The following is a 22412-nucleotide window of genomic DNA, read 5'->3' as shown; positions in this document are numbered from 1 at the left end:
CCGCGCTCAGTCCTCCACCCCGAGGTCCTTGCGCATGGCCCTGCGCATCGCGGTCAGCAGCGGTTCCGCCTCCTTCAGGTCGAGCAGGGCCCGCTGCGGGGTCTCACCCTCGCCGGCCAGGTTCCGGTCCAGTCGTTTCGCCGTCGCGTCGATTCCGGCGAGGACCCGGTTCACGGCACGTGAGGCGTCCAGGATGCGTTCGGGTACCACCATCTGCGCCTCTGCGTAGCGGTCCCGGTACTCGCGCCGGGTCTCCTCCAGCTGGTCGCGGTCCTGGTCCGTGTAGACGCCGTCGCGGATGCGGTGCAGGGCGTCCTTGAGGAGGGTGTGGAACTGCCGGGAGGCACGGTTCATGGCGATGTAGGCCGTGCGCCGCTCCTCGAAGCGCAGCCTGCGTTCCGCGCGTTCGGCGTCCTCGGCACGCCGCCGGGCACCGAGCCGATGGCTGAGGACGGGCGCGAGGAGGGTGCCGAGGACACCGAACACGGCGGTGATCATCGCGGTTATGGCTACGGTCACGGGGTGACCCTATGACACCCCGTCATCGGACGAACACGGACGGCCCGCCGGAAGCTGCACTCCCGGCGGGCCGCTCGCTCATGCCCTGCTCAGCCGCTACGGCTCACTTGGCGTAGTAGGCGTTGTAGATCGAGATCGTCGACTTGTTGCCCTTCTTGTCGGCGATCTTGGCGTGGAACGAGATGGCCTTGCCCTTGGCCGGGTTCTTGACGGTGATCTTGCCGTTGCGGACCTCGACCTTCTTCCAGGTCTGGCCGTAGTCGTACGACACGTACACCGACAGCGACTTCAGGTTGCTGCCCGCGGCCGCGCCCTCCACGGTGACCGGGAAGGTGACCGTCTTGTCGGCCTCGACACGGCTGTCAAGGCCGGTCTTGGCGTTGAAGCGGAGGGTGGAGGCCGGGAGCTTGGCGACGCTGCCACCGGTCGGCTTCTTCGAGTGGAAGGTCCAGCTCGCGTCGATCCGCGTGGAGGCGGCCGCGACCTTGACCGTGCGCTTGACCGAGGTGGTCAGCTTGTACTCGGCGTCACCGGACGGAACCTTGAAGGGATCCTCGCCGAACATCGGGTCCTTGGTGGAGCCCACCTTGGTGCCGTTGCGGTACAGGGTGGTGGTCACCGAGGTGAAGTCCGACGAACCGGCGTGCTTGTTGGCGTCGGCGAACAGCGGCAGCATGCCGTAGATGGTGTTGCCGTCCCGGAACAGACCGTAGTCCGCGTTGAGGTGCGGGCCGAAGACCGCCGTGTTGAAGGTCTTCTCGTAGGTCTTGCCGGCCGCGAAGGCCTGCGGCGCGCCCAGCGTGTAGTACGCGTCGGTGATCGGGAAGCCGTCCGGGTCGACCCCGGAGGTCTGCTCGAAGTCCATGCCCCACTTCACGCCGCCCAGAGTGGACAGGTGCAGCGTACGGGTGCTGGGGATGGCCTGCGGAACGCCGATGGAGGAGCCACCGGAGCTCTGCGGCAGCCAGCCGACGGCGTTGACCGAGCCCTTCTTGCCGCCGGCGGCGGCGCCCAGGTTGGCCTTCACCGTGGCCAGGTCGCCGGCCTTGTAGTGCTTGGTGTAGCCGGTGGCGAGCTGCTTGACCTTGGCGCCGGCCACGGTGTCGTACTGCTCGTTGTCACCCTTGATCCAGTGCCCGTCCCACTGCTGGTACAGGGAACCGTCGGTGATCTGCGGGCCGAGACCCGCGGTGTGGAAGTTCTCGTACGTGTCGAGGAACCAGCCGTAGCCGTACGAGCCGTCGCCCACCGTGACGTCGAACTCCGGGGAGGCGAACGCCGACTTGGCGGCCGCGTCGGGGACGGTGATGTCCACCGGCTTGGCCTTGCGCGCGTCGATGGTGATCGTCTGGCTCTTGCCGACGGTCAGCTTCGGTTGCGCGATCCAGTCGATGCCCTTGGTGCCGTCCACCGGGTCCACGAACAGCGCCGAGTTCAGGATGTACGTGCCCTTGGGCGCGCGCACCTTCACCGTGCCGGAGGGGTCGTACGGCGTGAGGTCCCGGCCGCCCGCCAGGCCCGCGACACCCGCCAGGTCGACGTCGTAGTACTTGGCCGGCTTGCCGTCACGCCCGATGAACTTCAGCGTGACGTCGTACGACTCCACCTCGCGCTGCACCGCGGCGGCCGTGCGGACGCTCTGGCCGCCGCCGGTCGCGGTCACGTACGCGGAGTAGGCGCCGTCGAGGGTGCCGCCCAGCTTGGTGTTGACGGTGAGGTCGACCGAGGCCTTGCCGCCCGCCGGGACGGTCACCTTGGTCTTGGCGAGCTTGAAGAAGCCCGCGGGAGCCGCCTGGCCCTTGGGGTTGGTGGCGGTGGCGGCCAGGTCGAGCGTGACGTCCTTGGTGCTCAGGTTGCGGTACGTCAGCCGCTTGGTGACCGGCTTGTCGTCGGTGTGCGGCCACTGCTGCACACCGAAGCTCACCGAGACCGGGTCGGCGATCACGGACTGCTTGATCGCCTTGTCGACCGCGATACGGCCCGAACCCTGCTGGAACGGCGTGTACTTGCCGCCCTTGGCGGAGCCGGTCAGGGCGCCCTTCAGCTCGGCGTAGCCCCAGTCGGGGTGCTCCTGCTTCAGGATCGCGGCGGCGCCCGCGACGTGCGGGGTCGCCATCGAGGTGCCCGAGATGGTCAGGTAGCCGGGCGGGTTCTCGCCGACCTCCTGGTCGATGACGCTGCCCGGGGCCGCGGCGGCGGTGATGTCGACGCCGGGCGCGGTCACGTCCGGCTTGATGGCGCCGTCGCCGGTGCGCGGGCCGGTCGAGGAGAAGTCGGCCAGCTTGTCGCTCTTGTCGACGGCACCGACGGTGAGCGCGGCGTCCGCGCTGCCCGGCGAACCGATCGACTCGGGGCCCTCGTTGCCCGCGGCGATCGCGAACAGGATGCCCTTCTCGGTGGAGAGCTTGTTGACCTCGGCCTCGAGCGGGTCGATCTCGGGCGTGTCGTAGCCGCCCAGGCTGAGGTTGATGACGGAGGCGCCCTGCTGGGCCGCCCACTCCATGCCGGCGAGGATGCCGGAGTCGTCACCGGAGCCGGTGTCGTCCAGGACCTTGCCGTTGAGGATCTTCGCGTCGGGCGCGACACCCTTGTACTTGCCGCCCGACTTGGCGCCGGTGCCCGCCGCGATGGACGCGACGTGCGTGCCGTGGCCGAAGTGGTCGGTGGCGTCCGCGGCGGCCGAGAAGTTCTTGGACTCGATCACCTGGTCCTTGAGGTCCGGGTGGGTCGCGTCGACACCCGTGTCCAGGACGGCGATCTTGACGCCCTTGCCCGTGTAGCCGGCCGCCCAGGCCTTGGGGGCGCCGATCTGCGGCACGGACTTGTCGAGGCTGGCCTTGCGCACACCGTCGAGCCAGACGTGGGCGATGCCGGAGGCGGTCCTGTTGCCGTTGGTGACCGCGTCCCAGAGCTCGGGCGTCTCCTTGGCCGGCGTCTGCATCGCGTCCGCGTTCAGGGTCTTCAGGCTGCGGCGCAGCGTGCCCGCGTCACGCACGTCGGCCTTGGCGGCGGTGGCGGCACCGCTGTAGCCGACGATGACCTTCAGACCGTGCTTGAGGGACTTGCGGGTGGCGGCCTTGTTCAGTTCGGTGACGTCGAACAGCCGCTGGTCCAGCTTGCCGGAGGCGACCAGGCCGGCCGCGTCGGCGGGGATGACGAGGGTGTGTCCGTCGACCTTGCGGAGCTGGAAGGGTATGTGCTCGCGCCCCTTGGCCTTCTCCAGGCCGACGACCCGGCCCTTGGTGTCGACGGCGACCCGGTCGCCGGTGATCAGGGTGATGCGGTGCTTTGACGTGAGCGAGGCAGCGGACGATGTCCGCTGCTCAGGCTTCGCCGACGCCGGGCTGGTCATGCCTGCGGCGAGGGCGACGGCTGCGGCAGTGGCGACGGTGGCCGCAGCCGCTCTTTTCACTTGTCTGCGCAAAACTCCCCCTGGAGATGGAGTACCGGGCTGGCGAATTCCCCGTTCACCCGGCCGGGGGCAGTCTCGTACGCATGCACGTCACCCCCCGGAGCACGAAGTATGCCGGGGGGTGATCTGACGGCTCAATAGATGAGAGGAGGGTGTGAAAGCGCTACCGGGAACTGTTACGCGCCGAGTGGAACACCGTTACGAAACCGCGAAGTTGAGCACGTGCGATCGGTGTTATACGCCGTGTGCCCGGTCGCCTACGCGCCCGCGTTCTCCTTCACGGTGATCTTCCCCTTGCGGATGGTCGCCAGGCGCGGGGCCTTCTTCGCGATCACGGAGTCGTGGGTGACCATGATGAGGGTCAGCCCCAACTCCTTCCACATGCGTTCCAGAACCTCCATGATCTCGTCACGCATGCCCTCGTCGAGGTTGCCGGTCGGCTCGTCGGCGAGCAGCACCTTCGGCTTCTTGACCAGGGCGCGGGCGATGGCCACACGCTGCTGCTGTCCTCCGGACAGCTCCGAGGGCAGATGGCCCAGCCGTTCGCCGAGGCCGACCGACTTCAGCGCCTCGGCCGCCTGTTCGCGGCGGTCCTTCGCCTTCACGCCGAGCGGTACGAGGGCGGTCTCGACGTTCTCCTGGGCGGTGAGCGTGGGGATGAGGTTGAAGGACTGGAAGACGAAGCCGATGTTCTCGCTGCGGACCCTTGTCAGGCGGGCCTCGGGGAGCTTGGCCAGGTCAGTGCCGTCCAGGACCACTTCGCCGGAAGTGGGGCGGTCGAGACCGCCGAGCATTTGGAGCAACGTGGATTTGCCGCCGCCTGTGGGGCCTTGGATGACCAGGCGGTCACCGTCTCCGATGGTCAGGTCTATGCCGTCCAGGGCGTGGATGGTGTCTTTGCCTCGGGTGTAGCGCTTGGTGACGTTTCTGAGGTCGTACATGGTGGCTCCTGGGAGGGGTCTGGGGTGGTGCGCATCGTGGTTGGGTGCCGGTGAGTGGGGGCTGGTCGCGCCCGCGCGGCGGAGCCGCATAGCGATACAGCCCCGCGCCCCTTAGTGGGATCGTTCAGCCGCGCCTTCAAGTGGCCGCTACTCCACCCGCCGCAACGCATCTGCCGGGCGCAGCCTTGAAGCTCGCCAGCCTCCGAACGCCCCCGCGATCAGGCCGCCCGCCACTGCGAGGCCCACCGCCAGGAGGATCGTCGTCACGCTGACCGGTGCCGTGAGCGCGACCTCCAGGGACTTCGCCGCCTGTCGGCCGGGGCCGCCGAAGCCGCCGCCCGGACCGGCCGGTCCGCCGCCCGTGCCGCCGCCGAGCTGGGCCTGCAGGCTGGGGCTGATCGCGGTGACGACGTACGCGCCCGCCAGGCCGAGCGCGATGCCGAGGGCGCCGCCGACCAGACCGTTGACGACCGCCTCGCCGACCACCTGCCGGGTCACCCGGCCCGACTTCCAGCCCAGCGCCTTCAGCGTGCCGAACTCACGGACGCGCCGGGAGACGGCGGAGGAGGTGAGCAGACCGGCGACCAGGAAGGCCGCGATCAGCACCGCGACGGACAGCCACTTGCCGACGTTGGTGGCGAGGCTGGACGCGGTGGACAGGGAGCCGGAGACCGTCTTGGCGAGGTCGGCGGAGGTGGTGACCGTCGTACCGGAGACGTTCTTCTGGATGGCGCTCTTGACGGTGTCGATCTGCTGCGAGTCGGCGGCCTTGACGTAGATCGTGGTGATCTTGTTCTTCTCGCCGGCCAGCGTCTGCGCCTGCTGGAGCGGGATGTAGAGGTTGGCGGCCGAGTCACCGCTGTCGGCGGTGGCGATGCCGATCACCTTGTACTTGACGCCCTTGATGGTGACCGTGGAGCCGACCTTGTACTTCTTCGTCTTGGCGTAGGCCGAGTCGGCGACGACGACCTTGGCGTTCGTCTCGGTCGTCCTGAAGGTGCGGCCGCTGGTGATCTTGGACGAGGTGAGCGGGCCCAGTGCCGTCCTGGTGACGTCGGTGCCGTAGACCGAGTACTGGTTGATGTCGAAGTCGGCGCCGCCGCCCCGCACCTCGCCCTGCGGCTGGCCGGTGCCCTGGCCGGGGCCGCCCTGCCGGCTGCCGCCGGAGTCCGGGTTCTGCTGGAACCGACCGCGGGTGAACTCGCCGCTGACCTTCACCACGTTGAGGCTCAGGCCGCCGACGGCGGAGGAGACGCCCTTCTGGTCCGCGACCTTGGTGACGGTCGAGGAGGCGAGCGTGGTGAAGCCCTGCACCATGACCCGGTCGCTGCTCTGCGACTTGGAGTCGCCGTTGTTCTGCGCGTCGAACTGGAAGCGCGGCCGCTGTGCGTTCCCGGTGGACGCCGACGCCGCCTTGGTGACGGTCATGTCGGTACCGAGGCCGTAGAGCGACTGGAGGACCTTGTCCTGTGCCTTCCCCATGCCGTTGGACACGGAGTTGACCACGATGACCAGCGCTATGCCCAGCGCGAGGCCGGAGGCGACGACGAGGGCCGCCTTTCTGCGGCGGCGCAGTTCGCGCCTCAGGTAGGTGAAGAACATGGCCGCAAGCTAGGGACGCACCCTGATGACTCGATAAGGCGGCAATAAAAGAACGATGAGAAGGCTGTGGCCGACCCCAGAAAGGGCCCAGAAAGGCCCAGGAGCGGTCCGGCAAGGCCTAGGAGAGGCCCAGGAAGGGCCCAGGAGAGGCCGCGATGCCGCCCCCGGCTCCGGGGGCGGCATCGGTCAAGCTGTGGGAGGGCTGTGTCAGACGGCCGAGCCGGCCTTCCACTGCGCCCAGTCCATGTTCCAGCCGTTGAGCCCGTTGTCCGGGGCCACGGTCTTGTCGCCGGTGTTCTTGACGACGACCACGTCACCGAGGATCGAGTGGCCGTACATCCACGCGGCGGGCGTGTTCGGGTCGTTCGCGCCCTTGGTGTCGGACAGGCCCACACAGCCGTGGCTGGTGTTGACGCTGCCGAAGATGGACTTCGCGCCCCAGTAGTTGCCGTGCAGGAAGGTGCCGGAGCTGGTCAGGCGGATGGCGTGCGGCACGTCCTTGATGTCGTACTCGCCCTTGCCGTCGTCGTCGGTGAAGCCCACGGTCGCGCCGTTCATGCGCGTCTCCTTGAACTTCTCCTGCATGACCATGATGCCCTGGTACGTCTTGTTCTCGGGCGAACCGGCCGAGATCGGGATGGTCTTGATGGTCTTGCCGTCCTGCGTGACCTTCATCTGCTTGGTCTGCGCGTCGACGTAGGAGACCTGGTTGCGGCCGATGTGGAAGGTGACCGTCTTCTGCTGGACGCCGTAGACGCCGTTCGCGCCCTGGACGCCGTCGAGCGCGAGCTTCAGCGTGACGGTGGAGTTCTCCTGCCAGTACGCCTCGGGGCGGAAGTCGATGCGGTTGGCGTTGAACCAGTGGCCGACGACCTCTTGGCCGCTGCTGGAGGTGACCGTGATGCCCTTCTGGACCGCGGCCTTGTTGGTGATCGCCTTGTCGAAGTTGATCGACACGGGCATGCCCACGCCGACGGTGGAGCCGTCCTCCGGCGTGAAGTTGCCTATGAAGCTGTTGGCCGGGGAGACCGTGGTGAAGGAGGCGTTCTCGTGGGCGACGAGGCCCGCGGCGTCCTTGGCCTCGGCGGCGACCTTGTAGCTGGTGGAACGCTCCAGCTGGGTGGTCGGCTTCCAGCTCTTCTTGTCGGCGGACAGCGCGCCGGCCACGGCCTTGCCGTCGGCGGTCGTCATGGTGACGCTGGTGAGCGTGCCCTTGGTGACCGTGACGGCGGCGGAGTTGTTGATGGAGGCGTCGTTCGAGCCGTCCTTGGGCGTGATCGTGATCTGGGCCGCGGAGGACTTCTTGGCTGCCGCCTCGTCCGCCTTCGCCTGCGAGGTGTCGCCGCCGGAGCCGGAGGCCTTGTCGTCGCCACCGGAACATGCCGTGAGCACCAGAACACCGCCGAGCAGTGCGGACGCGGCCATCAGGCCCCTGCGCCGCTTACTGTCCGTCATCACACGCTTCTCCATCGTTTCCGAGTCCGCGAAACACCGAGCCCCCGCTCAAGAATCTTCAACGCTACGGCCGACTCGCCCCGTTCCACACACACAGGGTGTGTGGTCCACACCACGTCCGCCGGGGCGGGGGGTGGTGCGGAGTCGGTCCGTGCGCCCCCTGAGACGACAAAACCCCGGACGGCGGTTGCCGTCCGGGGTCACGCATTCCCCGGAACGCTCAGCCGATGCCCTCTTCCTCGTCTTCCTCGACATCATCGTCGTCGAGGTCCCAGTCCGGTGAGTCGGGGTCGTACTCGATCCGCTCGCTGGACCAGGAGGCCTGCTGGAGTTCGACCCCGGGCACCTCGTTGACCAGGTCGAACGGATCCACCAGATATGCGATGGCCTCGGCGGTGTCTTCCGTCACAGCCCCTTCGGCGTGCGCCCGCTCCTCGTCCGGCATCTCGGTGTCACCGGCGAGGCGCTGCAGTGCCCGCTTCGTCACTGCGTCCGCGTCCTCGATTTCGAGGACCAGCTCCACCCGAAGGCGTACAAAACGTGATGTCTCTGGAGTGCTCATGCCCGGAGCGTACGGCCGAAACCTCCCGTGACTTTCCCGTGACCCGCAACTTTCACTAACATCGCCCCACACGGCCAATTCGCCAGCGTCACAAGGGGGATCGATATTCCGTGTCATCGGCTCGCCGCTCACTGCTGACCGCCACCGCCGCGGGGACCCTGCTGGGCGCCCTGTGGTTCGTCCCGTCCGCCAATGCGTCGCAGGACGCCCCGGAGAGAGCGGCGACTTCGGCGACGCAGGTCACTCAGCAGGCCAGGGCGATGTCGGAGGCGACCGCGGAGACCGCGGCGGACGCCGCGGAGGGCACGCAACTGGCCGACACGGGAAGCCCGGACACGACGCCCTATGTCGTCGGCGGAACGCTCTTCCTCGCCGTGGGTGCGGGTTTCGTGGTGTATTCGGTACGCCGTGAGCGCATGGGTTTTTAAATTACTTGACGTTTCTTTGACTTAAGGCTCATAGTCCGCTCATGAAGAGATCATCGGGCGTGCGGCTGTGCGCCACCGCCGCAGTGAGCGTGCTGTCGCTCGCCCTCATCACGGGCTGCTCCGACGGGGGTTCCAAGGACTCCGGAGGGTCCGGGAGTGCCAAGGGTTCGGACTCGGCCGCGAAGGCGCTGAGCGCCGCGGAGTTGAAGAAGCTGATCCTCGCTCAGGGCGAGGTGGACGGGTACAAGGTCACCCCCGCGAAGACGGACACCGTCAGGAACACGGCCAAGTCCGACAACGCCACGTGCGAGCCGCTGCTCGACTCCCTGAGCGGCCGCGGGCCGGGCGACGCGGTGACGCAGACCGGCCGCACGGTCATGGAGGACAAGAAGGACCCCACGGACGACGCGACGTCCATGGACGACATGGCCGACGGCAAGTTCGAGGACGCGATCAACAAGTCCCTGGACCGCGACGTCACCATCCTCGGCCTGGCCTCGTACGACGGGGACGGCGCCGAGAAGGCGCTCAAGTCGGTCTCCGAGGCGGTCAAGGGCTGCTCGGGCGGCTTCACCGCGACCGTGGGCAGCGACAAGCAGAAGTACACCAAGATCGCCGAGGAGAAGTCCTCGGGCACGGGCGACGAGTCGGTGGCGTTCGCCGCGACCGCCGACATGGAGGACGGGGACGCCGCTCCGGTCCACGTCGAGGTCGTGCGCCACAAGAACAACCTCGTGACGTACTACACGATGAACATCGGCGCGATGATGTCCAAGAAGGCCTACACGGTGCCGCCCGCGGTCACCAAGGCCCAGGCGGCCAAGCTCAAGTGACGTAGCGAGACGCGAGAGGGGCCCGTCCGAGGACAGGGCCCCTCTTTTCTTGCCTGTTCCGCCGTTTACTGCAGCGGTCCGGTGACCTTCTCCGCGGCGGCGACGAGCCCGCCGCCCCGCACGAACGCGTCGGCGGCCGCGAGGTCGGGGGCCAGGAACCGGTCCGGGCCGGGGCCCTCGACACCGGCCGCGCGTACGGCCTCGATGACCGACTGCGACGCCGGGGCCGGGGTGAGTCCCTCGCGCAGCTCGATGGCGCGGGTGGCGGCGTACAGCTCGACGGCGATGATCCGGGTCAGGTTGTCGACGGCGCTGCGCAACTTGCGCGCGGCCGACCAGCCCATGGAGACATGGTCCTCCTGCATGGCGGAGGACGGGATCGAGTCCGCGGAGGCGGGTACGGCGAGCCGCTTCATCTCACTGACCAGGGCGGCCTGGGTGTACTGGGCGATCATGAGCCCGGAGTCGACACCCGCGTCGTCCGCGAGGAACGGCGGCAGGCCGTGGCTGCGGTTCTTGTCGAGCAGCCGGTCGGTACGGCGCTCGGCGATGGAGCCGAGGTCGGCGGCGGCGATGGCGAGGAAGTCCAGGACGTAGGCCACCGGGGCGCCGTGGAAGTTGCCGTTGGACTCGACGCGGCCGTCGGGCAGCACGACCGGGTTGTCGACGGCGGAGGCCAGCTCGCGCTCGGCGACCAGCCGGGCGTGCGCGAGGGTGTCCCGGCCGGCGCCCGCGACCTGCGGGGCGCAGCGCACGGAGTACGCGTCCTGGACGCGGGGCGCGTCGTCCTGGTGGTGCCCGGTGAGCTGCGAACCCCTGAGCACCGCCAGCATGTTGGCGGCGGAGGCGCCCTGGCCCGGATGCGGGCGGATGGCGTGCAGCTCGGGGGCGAGCACCTTGTCCGTGCCGAGCAGCGCCTCCAGGCTGAGGGCGGCGGTGATGTCGGCGGACTTGTAGAGCATCTCGAGGTCGTCGAGTGCCATGAACAGCATGCCGAGCATGCCGTCGGTGCCGTTGAGAAGGGCGAGGCCCTCCTTCTCGCGCAGCTCGACCGGGGCGATGCCGTGCTCGGCGAGGAGTTCACCGGCGGGGCGGACGGTCCCGTCGGGTCCCTCGGCGTCGCCCTCGCCCATGAGCGTGAGGGCGCAGTGGGAGAGGGGGGCCAGGTCGCCGGAGCAGCCGAGGGAGCCGTACTCGTGCACGACCGGGGTGATGCCGGCGTTGAGCACGTCGGCCATGGTCTGGGCGACCTCGGGCCGCACGCCCGTGTGTCCCGAGCAGACGGTCTTGAGGCGCAGGAACATCAGGGCCCGTACGACCTCCCGCTCGACGCGCGGGCCCAGGCCGGCGGCGTGCGAGCGGACGATGTTGCGCTGCAGCTGGGCGCGCAGTTCCTGGCTGATGTGCCGGGTCGCCAGGGCACCGAAGCCGGTGCTGACGCCGTAGACCGGTTCGGGCTTGGCCGCCAGCGCGTCCACGATCTCGCGGGCCGCCGCGAGGGCCGCCACCGCCTCCCCGGAGAGCTCGACCCGGGCACCGCCGCGCGCCACGGCGAGAACGTCGGACGCCGTGAGACCGGACGTCCCCACCACCACAGTGTGCATATCCATATTCAGGAGCGTACGCATTGAATGCACCGATGTCACTAGTGGAGGACGGGGTTGCCCCTTACCCGGTTCACATCATGGCCGTCACCTGGTTCACATCACGGCCGGCGTCCACGGAAGGCGCGCCGCTCGGCCCGCTCCGGGGGCGGGGTGTCCGCGAGCCGTACGACCGGGTCGTCCGGGCCCTCACGGCCGGCCACGACCGGCTTGTCGGCACGGACCGCCTTGGCGCGGTACTGGGCCGCGTCCGCGAGCCGGAAGAGACGGCGCGCGGAGCGGACCGGCCCGATGGGCTCGTCCGTGGAGGCGACCCCGCACGCCACCCCCTCGCCCAGCTCCAACTCCGCGGCGCGACGGCACAGTTCGTCGGCCGCCTTGACCACGTCGTCCGCGGGCGGACCGATCGCCAGGAGGCAGAACTCGTCGCCGCCGAGCCGCGCCGCGAGGGTCCCGGGCAGCATCGCGCCGCACAGGGACAGCACCGAGCCGAAGCGCTCCAGGAGACGGTCCCCGACCGCGTGCCCCCGTGTGTCGTTGACGCGCTTGAGCCCGTTCAGATCGCAGACGACGAGGCTCACCACGACCCCCTCCCTGCGGTGCAGTTCGATGGCCTCGTCGAGGCGTACATCGACGGCGCGCCGGTTGGCCAGACCGGTGAGCGCGTCCGTGTACGCCAGCCGCCGGGCCTCCTCCAGCCGCTCGGTCTGTGCGATCCCGGCCGCGACCACGGACGCCAGCACGGTGGCGAAGTCGGCGTCGCCCCGGTCGAAGACGGGGGCGCCCACCTGGCGGGCCACGTACAGCTCGCCCCAGGCCCGGCCGTGCAGCACGACCGGGGCGACCACACAGCAGCCCCGGCCGCGGCGGCGCAGGGCGGCGACGCGCTGATGGAAGTAGCCGGGGCGACCGGCGGCGGGACCCTCGGCGGTCTCCACCCAGGCGTTCGGCCCGCCGCCGCCCGCCCACCGCTCATGCAGGAACTCGGTGATCTCGGGGAACTGGTGCACCGGGTAGGACTCGGTCTCCGGGAACTCCTCCTCGTCCGGGGCCCGCTCCCCCACGTTCACGAGGACCTTCAGCCGGCCGAGGTCCCGCTCCCACACCGACAGCGCGGCAAAGCTCCCGTCGAGCGCGCGGCACGCGCCGAGCGCCGCGGCGCGCCATGACTCGCGAGGGGTGTGCGCCGCCGCCATCCCCTGCGCCAGCGCCACGACCGCCGCGAGCCGCTTGTCCTCACCCATCACTCCAGGTTAGGGATTTTCTGGACGAACAGGGACATCGGCGAGGCGATCGGGGTGAGGCGATCAGCGATCGGGGTGGGGCGATCAGGTGGAGAGGCCGACCTCGCCCACCCGGCCCGGCCGGCTCACTCCCCCGGCCACTGCGGCTTCCGCTTCTCGTTGAACGCCGCCACACCCTCCGCCCGGTCGCCGGAGAAGGCCACCGCGCGCCAGGCCGCGTCCTCGACCTCCAGGCCGGTGCGCAGATCCAGCCCGTGCCCGAGGCGCAGCGCCCGCTTCGCCGCCCGCAGGCCGACCGGGGAGTTGCCGGCGATCCGCTCGGCCAGGGCCAGCGCCTCGTCCCGGTCGCGGCCCTCCTCCACCAACTGGTCCACCAGACCGAGCTCGTGCGCCTCGGCCGCCTCCACGCGCCGCGCCGAGAAGATCAGCTCGGCCGCCCGCGCGGCCCCGACCCGCCGCGGCAGCAGCTGCGTACCGCCGCCGCCCGGAATCACGCCGACGGACACCTCGGGCAGCCCCACCACGGCCGTAGGGTCGGCCACGATCAGGTCGCAGGACAGCGCGAGCTCGAAGCCGCCGCCCAGCGCGAAGCCGTGCACCGCGGCGATCGTCGGCATCGGCAGCTCCAGCACCCCGGTGTACGCACCGCGCGTCAGCGGCCGCTGCCGCACCATGTCCGCGTCGGTGAAGGAGTTCCGCTCCTTGAGGTCGGCCCCGACGCAGAACGCCCGCTCGTGCGTCGACGTCAGGACGACCACCCGCGCGTCCTTGTCGGCGGCGAGCGCCGCGCACGCGCTCCCGATGGACCGGGCCATTCCGGTGGAGACGGCGTTCATCGCCTTGGGCCGGTCGAGTACGAGCTCCGCGACCTGCCCGTGCCGCCGCACCAGCACGAACTCCCCGAACCGCTCCTCGCTCATGACACCCTCCGGTCGACGTGTTAACGCAGGTTAACTTCCTGTGCCCCGATCATCGCAGCCGAGCCCGGCCGAAAAAAGTTCCGGCCCGGTTGTCCCCGTTCGAGTGACAACTCGCCCGACTACCGCCACACCGCCCACGGAAGCGCATAACGTGCGCTCCGCCACGGCGCATCGGGGGGCGCGCAGCGGGGAGGGATCGCGATGGCGGACACAAGGACAACGAGTACGCGAACGACAACGCGTACGGGAACGACGACGGGCACGGCACCACAGTGCACCGAAGCGGCGGGTGCCCGTGCGGAAACGTCCAGGACCGCGGCCACGGCCCTCGCCGTGACCGTTCCGCGTCGCGGCCGCCACCGCAGGCCCCGCCCGCGCAAGGCCCTGCTCGCCGCCGGGGGGCTCGCCGTGGCCGCCGGTGTCCTCAGCCTCGTCCGCCTGTCACCGGACTCCGGGGTCGGCGGACCGGGCGCCGCCGAGGCGGAACCGCGCCTGGATCAGGGCGGCGCCACCGACCGGTCTCCGTCGAACACGGCCGCGTCCGTGGGGAACGCACCGACGGCCCCGCCCTCGGCGACCTCCGTCATGGGCGGGGTGAGCGCCACGCCCAGCTCGCCGACCGCCTCGTCCCTCCCGACGGACATCCCCTCGACGATCCCGACCGCCGTCCCGCGGACGACGCAGGGCCCGACGGCTCCGCGCACCACTCCGGCACCGGCCACGACGCCCCCGGCCGCCCCACGTCCCGACTCCACACCGGCGCCGACACCGACACCGAGCCACTCCCAGACCGCTCCGGCCCCGCAGCCCAGTCACGACGGAGGCCTGTGCGTGCCGATCATCGGACTGTGCGTGGACCCGCTGCGGGCCCCGCACGACGACGACAGGGAGGACGACTAGGCCACGACTGGGGCCACGACCAGGGCCACGACCAGGGCCACGACTAGGCCTCGCCGTCGCGCCGGGTGAGCAGCCACGGCTCGACCACGCCGAGGCCGCGGACCGGGCGCTGCCACATCGGCTGCAGGGCGAAGCGGTACGTCGGCGGCTCCTCGCCCTCCTTCTCCGCGGCGGCCGCGGCCTCGGCCGCGTCCGCCTCCGAGGCGGGTGCCTCCCCGGTGCGGATGATCTCCTCGGCGAAGGCGCTGTCGACGAGGACCGCGTCGCGCGGCGCTATCGACGTCAGCCGGGAGGCGAGGTTCACCGTCGTACCGAAGACATCGCCCATACGGGTCGTCACCGTGCCGAACGCCATGCCGACGCGCAGCTCGGGCATCGTCTCGTCGTTGGCCATGGTCTCCACCAGGCGCAGGGCGATGTCCGCGGCCGTACCGGCGTCGTCGGCGGCGTAGAGGACCTCGTCGCCCAGGGTCTTGATGAGCCGGCCGCCGCGCGCGGCCACCAGGTCGGCGGCGGTGGTCTCGAAGGCCTCGACGAGCTCGCCGAGTTCCTCCTCCTCCATACGGCGGGTCAGTCGTGTGAACCCGACGAGGTCGGCGAAGCCGACGGCGAGCCGCCGGTCGACCATCTCCTCGTCGTCGGCCCCCTGCACGACCCGGCCGGCGGAGGCGGCGAGCTGGCGGCGCCAGACGTAGACCAGGAACTCCTCCAGCTCGGGCAGCAGCAGCTCGACGATCGGGTACGTCACCTCGGTGCGCGTCATGCCCGGCTCGGGCGGCTCGGTCAGCCCCTCCAGGAAGGAGTCGATCTGCCACTCGGCCAGTCGCGCGGTGGTCTGCCCGGTGGACCGGGCCACCTGCACCGCCATCGCCTCGCTGAGCAGCCCCGCCTCGACGAGACCGGCGAGCCGGCGCAGGGCGAGCACGTCGGCCTCGGTGAGGGCCTTGGCCTGCCCGATGTCGGCGAAGCCCATGGCCCGCCAGAAGCGGGAGGCCAGCTCCATGGAGACACCGGCGCTGCGGGCCGCCTGGAACGGTGTGTAACGGCGCTCCGCGCCCAGGATGAGCGTTTCGAGGCGCAGGGCGAGCGGGTCTTCGCCGGCGGCGGCGGCGTAGGGTTCCTCCCCCTCGAGCGGAGTCGAGTGCGGGGGAAGGTCCACCCGGCCGTCCGCGCCCGCGCCGGAGCCCGAATCGTCGACGGTCACGCCTGCTGCCCTTCCGATCTGCCGCGGTCACGTATCGACCGGCCTCAACTCTACGGCAGGTGTGCGCCAGCTCACTCCGTAAGGCCGGGGCCGACCGTGAGGTGTCCGGTGCTGGTCGCGTCACCCGGCGCCGGTGCCGGACCGCCCCGGGGGCCGCGCCGTGCTCACGCGGGCCGCAGGTGCACGATGTCTCCCGCGCCGACCGGCTCCTGGACGCCGTTCTCCGTGGCGAGGACCAGCCGTCCGTCGCCGTCGATCGCCACGGCCTCGCCGACGATCGACCGGTCGCCCGGAAGCTCCGCCCGCACGACCTTTCCCAGCGTCGCGCAGCCCGCCGCGTACGTCTCCTGGAGGCCGCTGGCGACCGGGTCGCCCCCCGCCTCGCGCCAGCGGCCGTACCAGTCCTCCAGGGACCGCAGCAGGGCCCGCAGCAGCGGATCCCGGTCCGTGCTCACGGCCCCGGCCAGCGCCAGCGAACCGGCCTGCGGCACCGGAAGCTCCTCGGCGCGCAGCGAGACGTTGATGCCGACGCCGACGACCACTCCGGCGTCCCCGGCCCGCTCCGCCAGGATCCCGCCGGTCTTGCGCTCCTCGTCACCCACGGTCACCAGGATGTCGTTGGGCCATTTGAGTGAAGTGTCCACCCCCGCCGCCCGCGCGAGCCCCGTCGCCACGGCCACCCCGGTGAGCAGCGGCAGCCAGCCCCAGCGGGCCACCGGCACCTCGGCGGGGTCGAGCAGCACCGAGAAGAACAGGCCGGAGCGGGGCGGTGCCGTCCACTGGCGGTCCAGGCGGCCCCGGCCCGCCGTCTGTTCCTCGGCGACGAGCACCGCGCCCTCGGCGGCCTTCCCGGCCTCCGCGCGTGCCACCAGCTCGCTGTTGGTGGAGCCGATGCGCTGCACCACCTCCACGCCGGTCCACAGGCCCCCCTCCCGCACCAGACCCCGCCGCAGCGCGGCAGTGTTGAGGGGCGGGCGGTCCAGATCGGACCACCGGTTGTCGTTCGCGTCTGAAGCATCTCGCGGCGTCATGCAAGCCACCCTAGGTGTGGGAAACGCCGCACTGCCGATTGATAGGCCCCCTACTACTCTACGGATGAGTAACCGTCCCCCCTTTTGAGCAGGCAGGGAGCCGCATCCCGATGTCCGAGCCGGAAGAGATCGACATTCACACGACCGCGGGCAAGCTGGCGGACCTCCAGCGCCGTATCCAGGAAGCGACGCACGCCGGCTCGGAACGCGCCGTCGAGAAGCAGCACGCCAAGGGCAAGTTGACGGCCCGTGAGCGGATCGACCTGCTGCTCGACGAAGGGTCGTTCGTCGAGCTCGACGAGTTCGCGCGCCACCGGTCCACCAACTTCGGCCTGGAGAAGAACCGCCCGTACGGCGACGGTGTCGTCACCGGGTACGGGACCGTCGACGGCCGTCCCGTCGCCGTCTTCTCGCAGGACTTCACCGTCTTCGGCGGCGCGCTCGGCGAGGTGTACGGCCAGAAGATCGTCAAGGTCATGGACTTCGCGCTGAAGACCGGCTGCCCGGTCATCGGCATCAACGACTCCGGCGGCGCCCGGATCCAGGAGGGTGTGGCCTCCCTCGGCGCCTACGGCGAGATCTTCCGCCGCAACACCCACGCGTCGGGCGTCATCCCGCAGATCAGCCTGATCGTGGGCCCCTGCGCGGGCGGCGCGGTCTACTCCCCCGCCATCACCGACTTCACGGTCATGGTCGACCAGACCTCGCACATGTTCATCACCGGCCCGGACGTCATCAAGACGGTCACCGGCGAGGACGTCGGCTTCGAGGAGCTGGGCGGCGCCCGCACCCACAACTCCGTCTCGGGCGTGGCGCATTACATGGCGGGCGACGAGAAGGACGCCATCGAGTACGTCAAGCAGCTGCTGTCGTACCTGCCGTCCAACAATCTCAGCGAGCCCCCGGTGTTCCCGGAGGAGGCGGACCTCGCCCTCACCGACGAGGACCGCGAGCTGGACACCATCGTCCCGGACAGCGCGAACCAGCCGTACGACATGCACACGGTGATCGAGCACATCCTGGACGACGGCGAGTTCTTCGAGACGCAGCCGCTGTTCGCGCCGAACATCCTCACCGGCTACGGCCGGGTGGAGGGGCATCCCGTCGGCGTCGTCGCCAACCAGCCGATGCAGTTCGCCGGCTGTCTGGACATCCAGGCGAGCGAGAAGGCGGCCCGCTTCGTACGGACCTGCGACGCCTTCAACATCCCGGTCCTCACGTTCGTGGACGTGCCCGGCTTCCTGCCCGGCGTCGACCAGGAGCACGACGGCATCATCCGGCGCGGCGCCAAGCTGATCTACGCGTACGCGGAGGCGACCGTCCCGCTGATCACGGTCATCACCCGCAAGGCCTTCGGCGGCGCCTACGACGTCATGGGCTCCAAGCACCTGGGTGCCGACATCAACCTCGCCTGGCCGACCGCGCAGATCGCCGTCATGGGCGCGCAGGGCGCGGTCAACATCCTGCACCGGCGGACCATCGCGGAAGCGGAGGCCGCCGGAGAGCTGGAGGCGACCCGCGCCCGTCTGATCCAGGAGTACGAGGACGCCCTCCTCAACCCCTACATCGCGGCCGAGCGCGGCTACATCGACTCGGTGATCATGCCGTCGGACACCCGCGGCCACGTGGTACGCGGCCTGCGTCAGCTGCGTACCAAGCGGGAATCCCTGCCTCCGAAGAAGCACGGCAACATCCCCCTCTAGGCCTTCGTCGATCGATTGGGAGACATCATGACGATCAAGGTCATACGGGGCAATCCGACCCCCGAGGAGCTGGCCGCCGCACTGGCGGTGGTCCGCGCCCGCGCCGCGGCGGCAGCAGCAACGCCGCCCGGCGCGGCCGGCCCGAGGGACTCCTGGTCGGACCCGGCCCGCATCGCGGGCCACCGCGTCCCGCAGCCGGGCCCGGCGTCCTGGACCCGTACTTATTGGCCGAGCTAGCGACAATTTCCAGGGGCGCGGGGAACCGCGCACCTCGCTGCAACACCGGTGCCGATTTGAGTACCCGTACTCAAGCCGACCAGCCCCGCCAAGCCCCACGCTAGTGGCATGCTGTGGTCAGACCCGGAGAACGAGCCGCCCAAAGAACTGCGCGACATGCAGGACATGCTGCGGCGGCTCGGTCTTCTCCTCGCCTTGGCCATGCTGCTCGGGATGATCGTGCTCGGCCTGAGGTAGCGCGGCGGCACCGCTAACCTGACGGCATGACTGCCAATCCGCGCAGGCGAGTCGTGCTCGCCTCCAAGTCGCCCGCCCGGCTCGGACTGCTCAGGCAGGCCGGGCTCGAACCCGAGGTGATCGTCAGCGGGGTCGACGAGGACGCGATCACCGCGCCCACGCCCGCCGAGCTGGCGCTCGCCCTCGCCGAGGCGAAGGCCTCCGTCGTGGCGGCGAAGCCGGAGGTGCAGGGCGCCCTGGTGATCGGCTGCGACTCGGTGCTGGAGCTGGACGGCCAGGCGCTGGGCAAGCCCGCGGACGCCGAGGAGGCCATCGCCCGCTGGAAGGCGATGCGGGGGCGGGCCGGGACCCTCCAGACGGGGCACTGCATCTGGGACACGGCGAACAAGCGGTACGTGTCCGGGACCGCGTCCACCGTCGTGCACTTCGGCGAGCCGACGGACGCGGAGATCGCCGCCTACGTCGCCTCCGGAGAGCCGCTCTACGTCGCCGGGGCGTTCACCCTGGACGGCCGCTCGGCGCCCTTCATCAGGGGCATCGACGGCGACCACGGCAATGTGATCGGCATCAGCCTGCCCCTCGTCCGGCAGCTGCTGGCCGAACTGGGCATCGGCATCACGGAGTTGTGGGCACCGGCGGAGTGACCGCAGCGGCAGGGGCGCCGGGGGCGACCAGGGCCGGGACGTCGTCCTGAGGCTCCTCCGCCTCGCCCTTCGGCCCCTCGGGCTCGCCCTTCGGCTCCTGCGGGTCCTTCAGCCCCTCCGGGGTCTCCTCCTTGGCCTCCGGCGTGTCGCCGCCCTCGGGAGCGCCGCCGGGCGCCGTCTCGGCCGCGCCGTCCTGACGGTCGTACGTCATCAGGAGCAGCACGATCAGCGCCAGGACGACCATCATGAACAGGAACGCGGTCCAGCCCACCAGCCCCCAGGTGAACGCGCCGAGCAGCCCGTGCACCACGGCGATGCTGATGAGCAGGACGCGGCCGAAGCCGGCCGGGGCGCGGTTGCGTATCGCCACGAGCAGGGCGACCAGGGCGCACAGCGCGAAGTAGAGGCCGAAGACCACACCGCCGATCTTCGAGGACATCGACATCATGTCCGGGTCGAGGCCGGCCAGCGACATCTCCTGCCGGTCGACGACCACCCCCAGGAACCAGTTCAGTGCCGCGATGCCGAGTCCTTCGGCGAAGAGGACGACCGCCACGACCCACGCCACCGGTCTGCGCACCACCGGTCCCACCCACTTTCGACCGCAGCCCGAGTCCGGCTGCTGTTACCTGAAGTACGTTCGAGACATCGCGAACGCTACTAACGGGTAAACCCGGGGACAAGGGTTCTGTCACGGGCAAAGAATCATTGGGCCATTCGTAGGGACTCGACAAAGAAACCGAGTGGGCCGCGGCACGCTCTCACAGAGACCTTGACCACACGGCAGGGCTAGGGTTTTCCGGAAGGAGCCTGCGTACCGAGGTGCGACAAGGGCTTTCGCGGGTCGAGCGAGCCTCGAATCACGCTCCGTGTGGGCAAGCTCACCATTGGGGACGGGTCGAAGTGCCGTGTCGGCAGTCCCTAAACTCGGCTTGTTTCAAGGAGGGAGCCTCAATCGTGCGCAAGGTGCTCATCGCCAACCGTGGCGAAATCGCTGTCCGCGTGGCCCGGGCCTGCCGGGACGCCGGGATCGCGAGCGTGGCCGTCTACGCCGACCCGGACCGGGACGCTCTGCATGTCCGCGCCGCGGATGAGGCGTTCGCCCTGGGCGGTGACACTCCGGCCACCAGCTACCTGGACATCGAGAAGGTCCTGAACGCCGCCCGTGAGTCCGGCGCGGACGCCATCCATCCCGGATACGGCTTCCTCTCCGAGAACGCCGAGTTCGCGCAGGCGGTCCTGGACGCGGGTCTGATCTGGATCGGCCCGCCGCCGCAGGCCATCCGTGATCTGGGCGACAAGGTGGCGGCCCGGCACATCGCGCAGCGCGCCGGTGCCCCGCTCGTGGCCGGCACCCCGGACCCGGTGGCCGGTGCCGAGGAGGTCGTGGCCTTCGCCGAGGAGCACGGCCTGCCCATCGCGATCAAGGCCGCGTTCGGCGGCGGTGGCCGTGGTCTGAAGGTCGCCCGGACCCTGGAGGAAGTGCCGGAGCTGTACGAGTCGGCGGTGCGCGAGGCGGTCGCCGCCTTCGGCCGCGGCGAGTGCTTCGTGGAACGCTACCTGGACAAGCCCCGGCACGTGGAGACCCAGTGCCTGGCCGACAGCCACGGCAACGTGGTCGTGGTCTCGACCCGTGACTGCTCGCTGCAGCGCCGTCACCAGAAGCTGGTCGAAGAGGCCCCGGCGCCGTTCCTGTCCAAAGCCCAGGTCGCCGAGCTGTACTCGGCCTCGAAGGCCATCTTGAAGGAGGCCGGCTACGTCGGCGCCGGCACGGTGGAGTTCCTGGTCGGCAACGACGGCACGATCTCCTTCCTGGAGGTCAACACCCGTCTGCAGGTCGAGCACCCGGTCACCGAGGAGGTCACCGGCATCGACCTGGTCCGTGAGATGTTCCGCATCGCGGACGGCGAGGCGCTGGGCTACGACGACCCGCCGCTGCGCGGGCATTCCTTCGAGTTCCGGATCAACGGCGAGGACCCGGGCCGCAACTTCCTGCCGGCGCCCGGCACGGTCACCCGCTTCGACACCCCCTCGGGCCCGGGCGTCCGGCTGGACGCGGGCGTGGAGTCCGGCTCGGTCATCGGCCCGGCCTGGGACTCGCTGCTCGCCAAGCTGATCGTCACCGGCCGCACCCGTCAGGAGGCCCTGCAGCGGGCCTCCCGCGCCCTGGAGGAGTTCCAGGTCGAGGGCATGGCCACGGCGATCCCGTTCCACCGCGCGGTGGTCAGGGACCCGGCGTTCGCACCCGAGCTGGACGGCTCCCAGGAGCCGTTCAAGGTCCACACCCGCTGGATCGAGACCGAGTTCGTCAACGAGATCAAGCCGTTCGCGGCCCCCGCCGACATCGAGGCGGAGGAGGACACCGGCCGTGAGACGGTCGTCGTCGAGGTCGGCGGCAAGCGTCTCGAAGTCTCGCTGCCCGCGTCGCTCGGCATGACCCTGGCCCGCACGGGTCTGGCGGCGGGCGCCAAGCCGAAGCGCCGCGCGGCCAAGAAGTCGGGCCCGGTCGCCTCCGGCGACACCCTCGCCTCCCCGATGCAGGGCACGATCGTCAAGATCGCCGTCGAGGAGGGCCAGGAGGTCCAGGAGGGCGACCTGGTCGTCGTCCTCGAGGCCATGAAGATGGAGCAGCCGCTGAACGCGCACAAGGCCGGCACCATCAAGGGCCTGAGCGCCGAGGTCGGCGCGTCCGTCACCTCCGGTGCGGCGATCTGCGAGATCAAGGACTGATCTCCAGGTACGTGCGTCAAGACGCCCGGCGGACCGACTGCTTCGGTCCGCCGGGCGTCTCGCTTTTCTGCCGGCGGCGCCTATGGGGGCCTTCGGAGTTGGGCGTAGGGGTCTTCGAAGTCGGGCGATGGTCCAAGGCTGTCGGGCGATGGTCCAAGGCCGTCGATCGGCAGATCTGGGCCAGAACCCACGGCGCCTGCCAGGCC

General features: G+C 70.2%; 20 protein-coding genes. 8 read left to right on the top strand and 12 right to left on the bottom strand.

Features of this window, described 5'->3' with window-relative positions; all coding sequences use genetic code 11:
• Positions 1 to 6 precede the first annotated feature (6 nt).
• From AB0I54_RS01875 to AB0I54_RS01850, 6 genes are all read right to left on the bottom strand, one after another.
• A complete protein-coding gene (locus tag AB0I54_RS01875; RefSeq protein ID WP_363293875.1) occupies positions 7 to 519 on the bottom strand; it encodes a hypothetical protein in 513 nt (170 codons plus the stop codon).
• Between the two features lie 103 nt (positions 520 to 622).
• Positions 623 to 3931, bottom strand: coding sequence for a S8 family peptidase (locus AB0I54_RS01870; protein ID WP_363293874.1), 3309 nt, complete (start codon positions 3929 to 3931; stop codon positions 623 to 625).
• Between the two features lie 257 nt (positions 3932 to 4188).
• Entirely contained in the window at positions 4189 to 4872 is a 684-nt protein-coding gene (locus AB0I54_RS01865; protein ID WP_363293873.1) for an ABC transporter ATP-binding protein, read from the bottom strand.
• A 147-nt stretch (positions 4873 to 5019) separates the two neighbouring features.
• Positions 5020 to 6474: an FtsX-like permease family protein gene (locus tag AB0I54_RS01860; protein ID WP_363293872.1), complete on the bottom strand. Its 1455-nt coding sequence runs from the start codon at positions 6472 to 6474 to the stop codon at positions 5020 to 5022.
• A gap of 207 nt (positions 6475 to 6681) precedes the next feature.
• Positions 6682 to 7944: an Ig-like domain-containing protein gene (locus AB0I54_RS01855; protein ID WP_363293871.1), complete on the bottom strand. Its 1263-nt coding sequence runs from the start codon at positions 7942 to 7944 to the stop codon at positions 6682 to 6684.
• 205 nt (positions 7945 to 8149) lie between these two features.
• A complete protein-coding gene (locus tag AB0I54_RS01850) occupies positions 8150 to 8491 on the bottom strand; it encodes a hypothetical protein (RefSeq protein WP_363293870.1) in 342 nt (113 codons plus the stop codon).
• Between the two features lie 110 nt (positions 8492 to 8601).
• Between AB0I54_RS01850 and AB0I54_RS01845 the strand changes: the two genes are divergently transcribed.
• Entirely contained in the window at positions 8602 to 8919 is a 318-nt protein-coding gene (locus AB0I54_RS01845; protein WP_363293869.1) for an LAETG motif-containing sortase-dependent surface protein, read from the top strand.
• Positions 8920 to 8960: 41 nt separating this feature from the next.
• On the top strand, positions 8961 to 9752 hold the full coding sequence (locus AB0I54_RS01840; RefSeq protein ID WP_363293868.1) for a hypothetical protein: 792 nt from the start codon (positions 8961 to 8963) through the stop codon (positions 9750 to 9752).
• Positions 9753 to 9817: 65 nt separating this feature from the next.
• Here AB0I54_RS01840 and hutH read toward each other — a convergent pair whose 3' ends face one another.
• From hutH to AB0I54_RS01825, 3 genes are all read right to left on the bottom strand, one after another.
• On the bottom strand, positions 9818 to 11356 hold the full coding sequence (gene hutH, locus AB0I54_RS01835) for a histidine ammonia-lyase (protein WP_363294353.1): 1539 nt from the start codon (positions 11354 to 11356) through the stop codon (positions 9818 to 9820).
• 101 nt (positions 11357 to 11457) lie between these two features.
• Positions 11458 to 12600 (bottom strand): sensor domain-containing diguanylate cyclase, encoded by a 1143-nt coding sequence (locus AB0I54_RS01830; protein ID WP_363293867.1) that lies wholly within the window; start codon positions 12598 to 12600, stop codon positions 11458 to 11460.
• A 125-nt stretch (positions 12601 to 12725) separates the two neighbouring features.
• Positions 12726 to 13520: an enoyl-CoA hydratase-related protein gene (locus AB0I54_RS01825; RefSeq protein WP_363293866.1), complete on the bottom strand. Its 795-nt coding sequence runs from the start codon at positions 13518 to 13520 to the stop codon at positions 12726 to 12728.
• A 333-nt stretch (positions 13521 to 13853) separates the two neighbouring features.
• Here AB0I54_RS01825 and AB0I54_RS01820 point away from each other — a divergent pair, with 333 nt between their 5' ends.
• Complete coding sequence (locus AB0I54_RS01820; RefSeq protein WP_363293865.1) at positions 13854 to 14420, top strand: hypothetical protein; 567 nt, start codon at positions 13854 to 13856, stop codon at positions 14418 to 14420.
• 43 nt (positions 14421 to 14463) lie between these two features.
• On the opposite strand, the gene AB0I54_RS01815 is transcribed toward AB0I54_RS01820, so the two are convergent.
• On the bottom strand, positions 14464 to 15624 hold the full coding sequence (locus tag AB0I54_RS01815) for an adenylate/guanylate cyclase domain-containing protein (RefSeq protein ID WP_363293864.1): 1161 nt from the start codon (positions 15622 to 15624) through the stop codon (positions 14464 to 14466).
• A 164-nt stretch (positions 15625 to 15788) separates the two neighbouring features.
• Positions 15789 to 16655: a biotin--[acetyl-CoA-carboxylase] ligase gene (locus tag AB0I54_RS01810; protein WP_363293863.1), complete on the bottom strand. Its 867-nt coding sequence runs from the start codon at positions 16653 to 16655 to the stop codon at positions 15789 to 15791.
• Positions 16656 to 16765: 110 nt separating this feature from the next.
• Here AB0I54_RS01810 and AB0I54_RS01805 point away from each other — a divergent pair, with 110 nt between their 5' ends.
• The 4 genes from AB0I54_RS01805 (at position 16766) to AB0I54_RS01790 (ending at position 19476) form a co-directional block, all read left to right on the top strand.
• A complete protein-coding gene (locus AB0I54_RS01805; RefSeq protein ID WP_363293862.1) occupies positions 16766 to 18358 on the top strand; it encodes an acyl-CoA carboxylase subunit beta in 1593 nt (530 codons plus the stop codon).
• 27 nt (positions 18359 to 18385) lie between these two features.
• Positions 18386 to 18595, top strand: a complete 210-nt coding sequence (locus AB0I54_RS01800; protein WP_363293861.1) for an acyl-CoA carboxylase epsilon subunit — start codon at positions 18386 to 18388, stop codon at positions 18593 to 18595.
• A gap of 108 nt (positions 18596 to 18703) precedes the next feature.
• Positions 18704 to 18832 carry a hypothetical protein gene (locus AB0I54_RS01795; protein WP_263211992.1) on the top strand — a complete coding sequence of 43 codons (129 nt, stop codon included), beginning with the start codon at positions 18704 to 18706 and terminating at the stop codon, positions 18830 to 18832.
• Between the two features lie 26 nt (positions 18833 to 18858).
• The gene (locus tag AB0I54_RS01790; RefSeq protein WP_363293860.1) at positions 18859 to 19476 is read left to right on the top strand and encodes a nucleoside triphosphate pyrophosphatase; all 618 of its coding nucleotides are present in this window, start codon (positions 18859 to 18861) and stop codon (positions 19474 to 19476) included.
• On the opposite strand, the gene AB0I54_RS01785 is transcribed toward AB0I54_RS01790, so the two are convergent.
• A complete protein-coding gene (locus AB0I54_RS01785; protein WP_363293859.1) occupies positions 19448 to 20059 on the bottom strand; it encodes a hypothetical protein in 612 nt (203 codons plus the stop codon). The two genes, AB0I54_RS01790 and AB0I54_RS01785, sit on opposite strands and share 29 nt — an antisense overlap.
• Before the next feature lie 374 nt (positions 20060 to 20433).
• Here AB0I54_RS01785 and AB0I54_RS01780 point away from each other — a divergent pair, with 374 nt between their 5' ends.
• Positions 20434 to 22206 carry a biotin carboxylase N-terminal domain-containing protein gene (locus tag AB0I54_RS01780; protein ID WP_363293858.1) on the top strand — a complete coding sequence of 591 codons (1773 nt, stop codon included), beginning with the start codon at positions 20434 to 20436 and terminating at the stop codon, positions 22204 to 22206.
• Positions 22207 to 22412: the final 206 nt, after the last annotated feature.

Origin of the sequence: Streptomyces sp. NPDC050625, from assembly GCF_040654755.1 — a bacterium.
Lineage (GTDB): Bacteria > Actinomycetota > Actinomycetes > Streptomycetales > Streptomycetaceae > Streptomyces.
The sequence above is the reverse complement of the archived record's forward strand: the minus strand, read 5'-3'. Positions and strand labels throughout refer to the sequence as shown.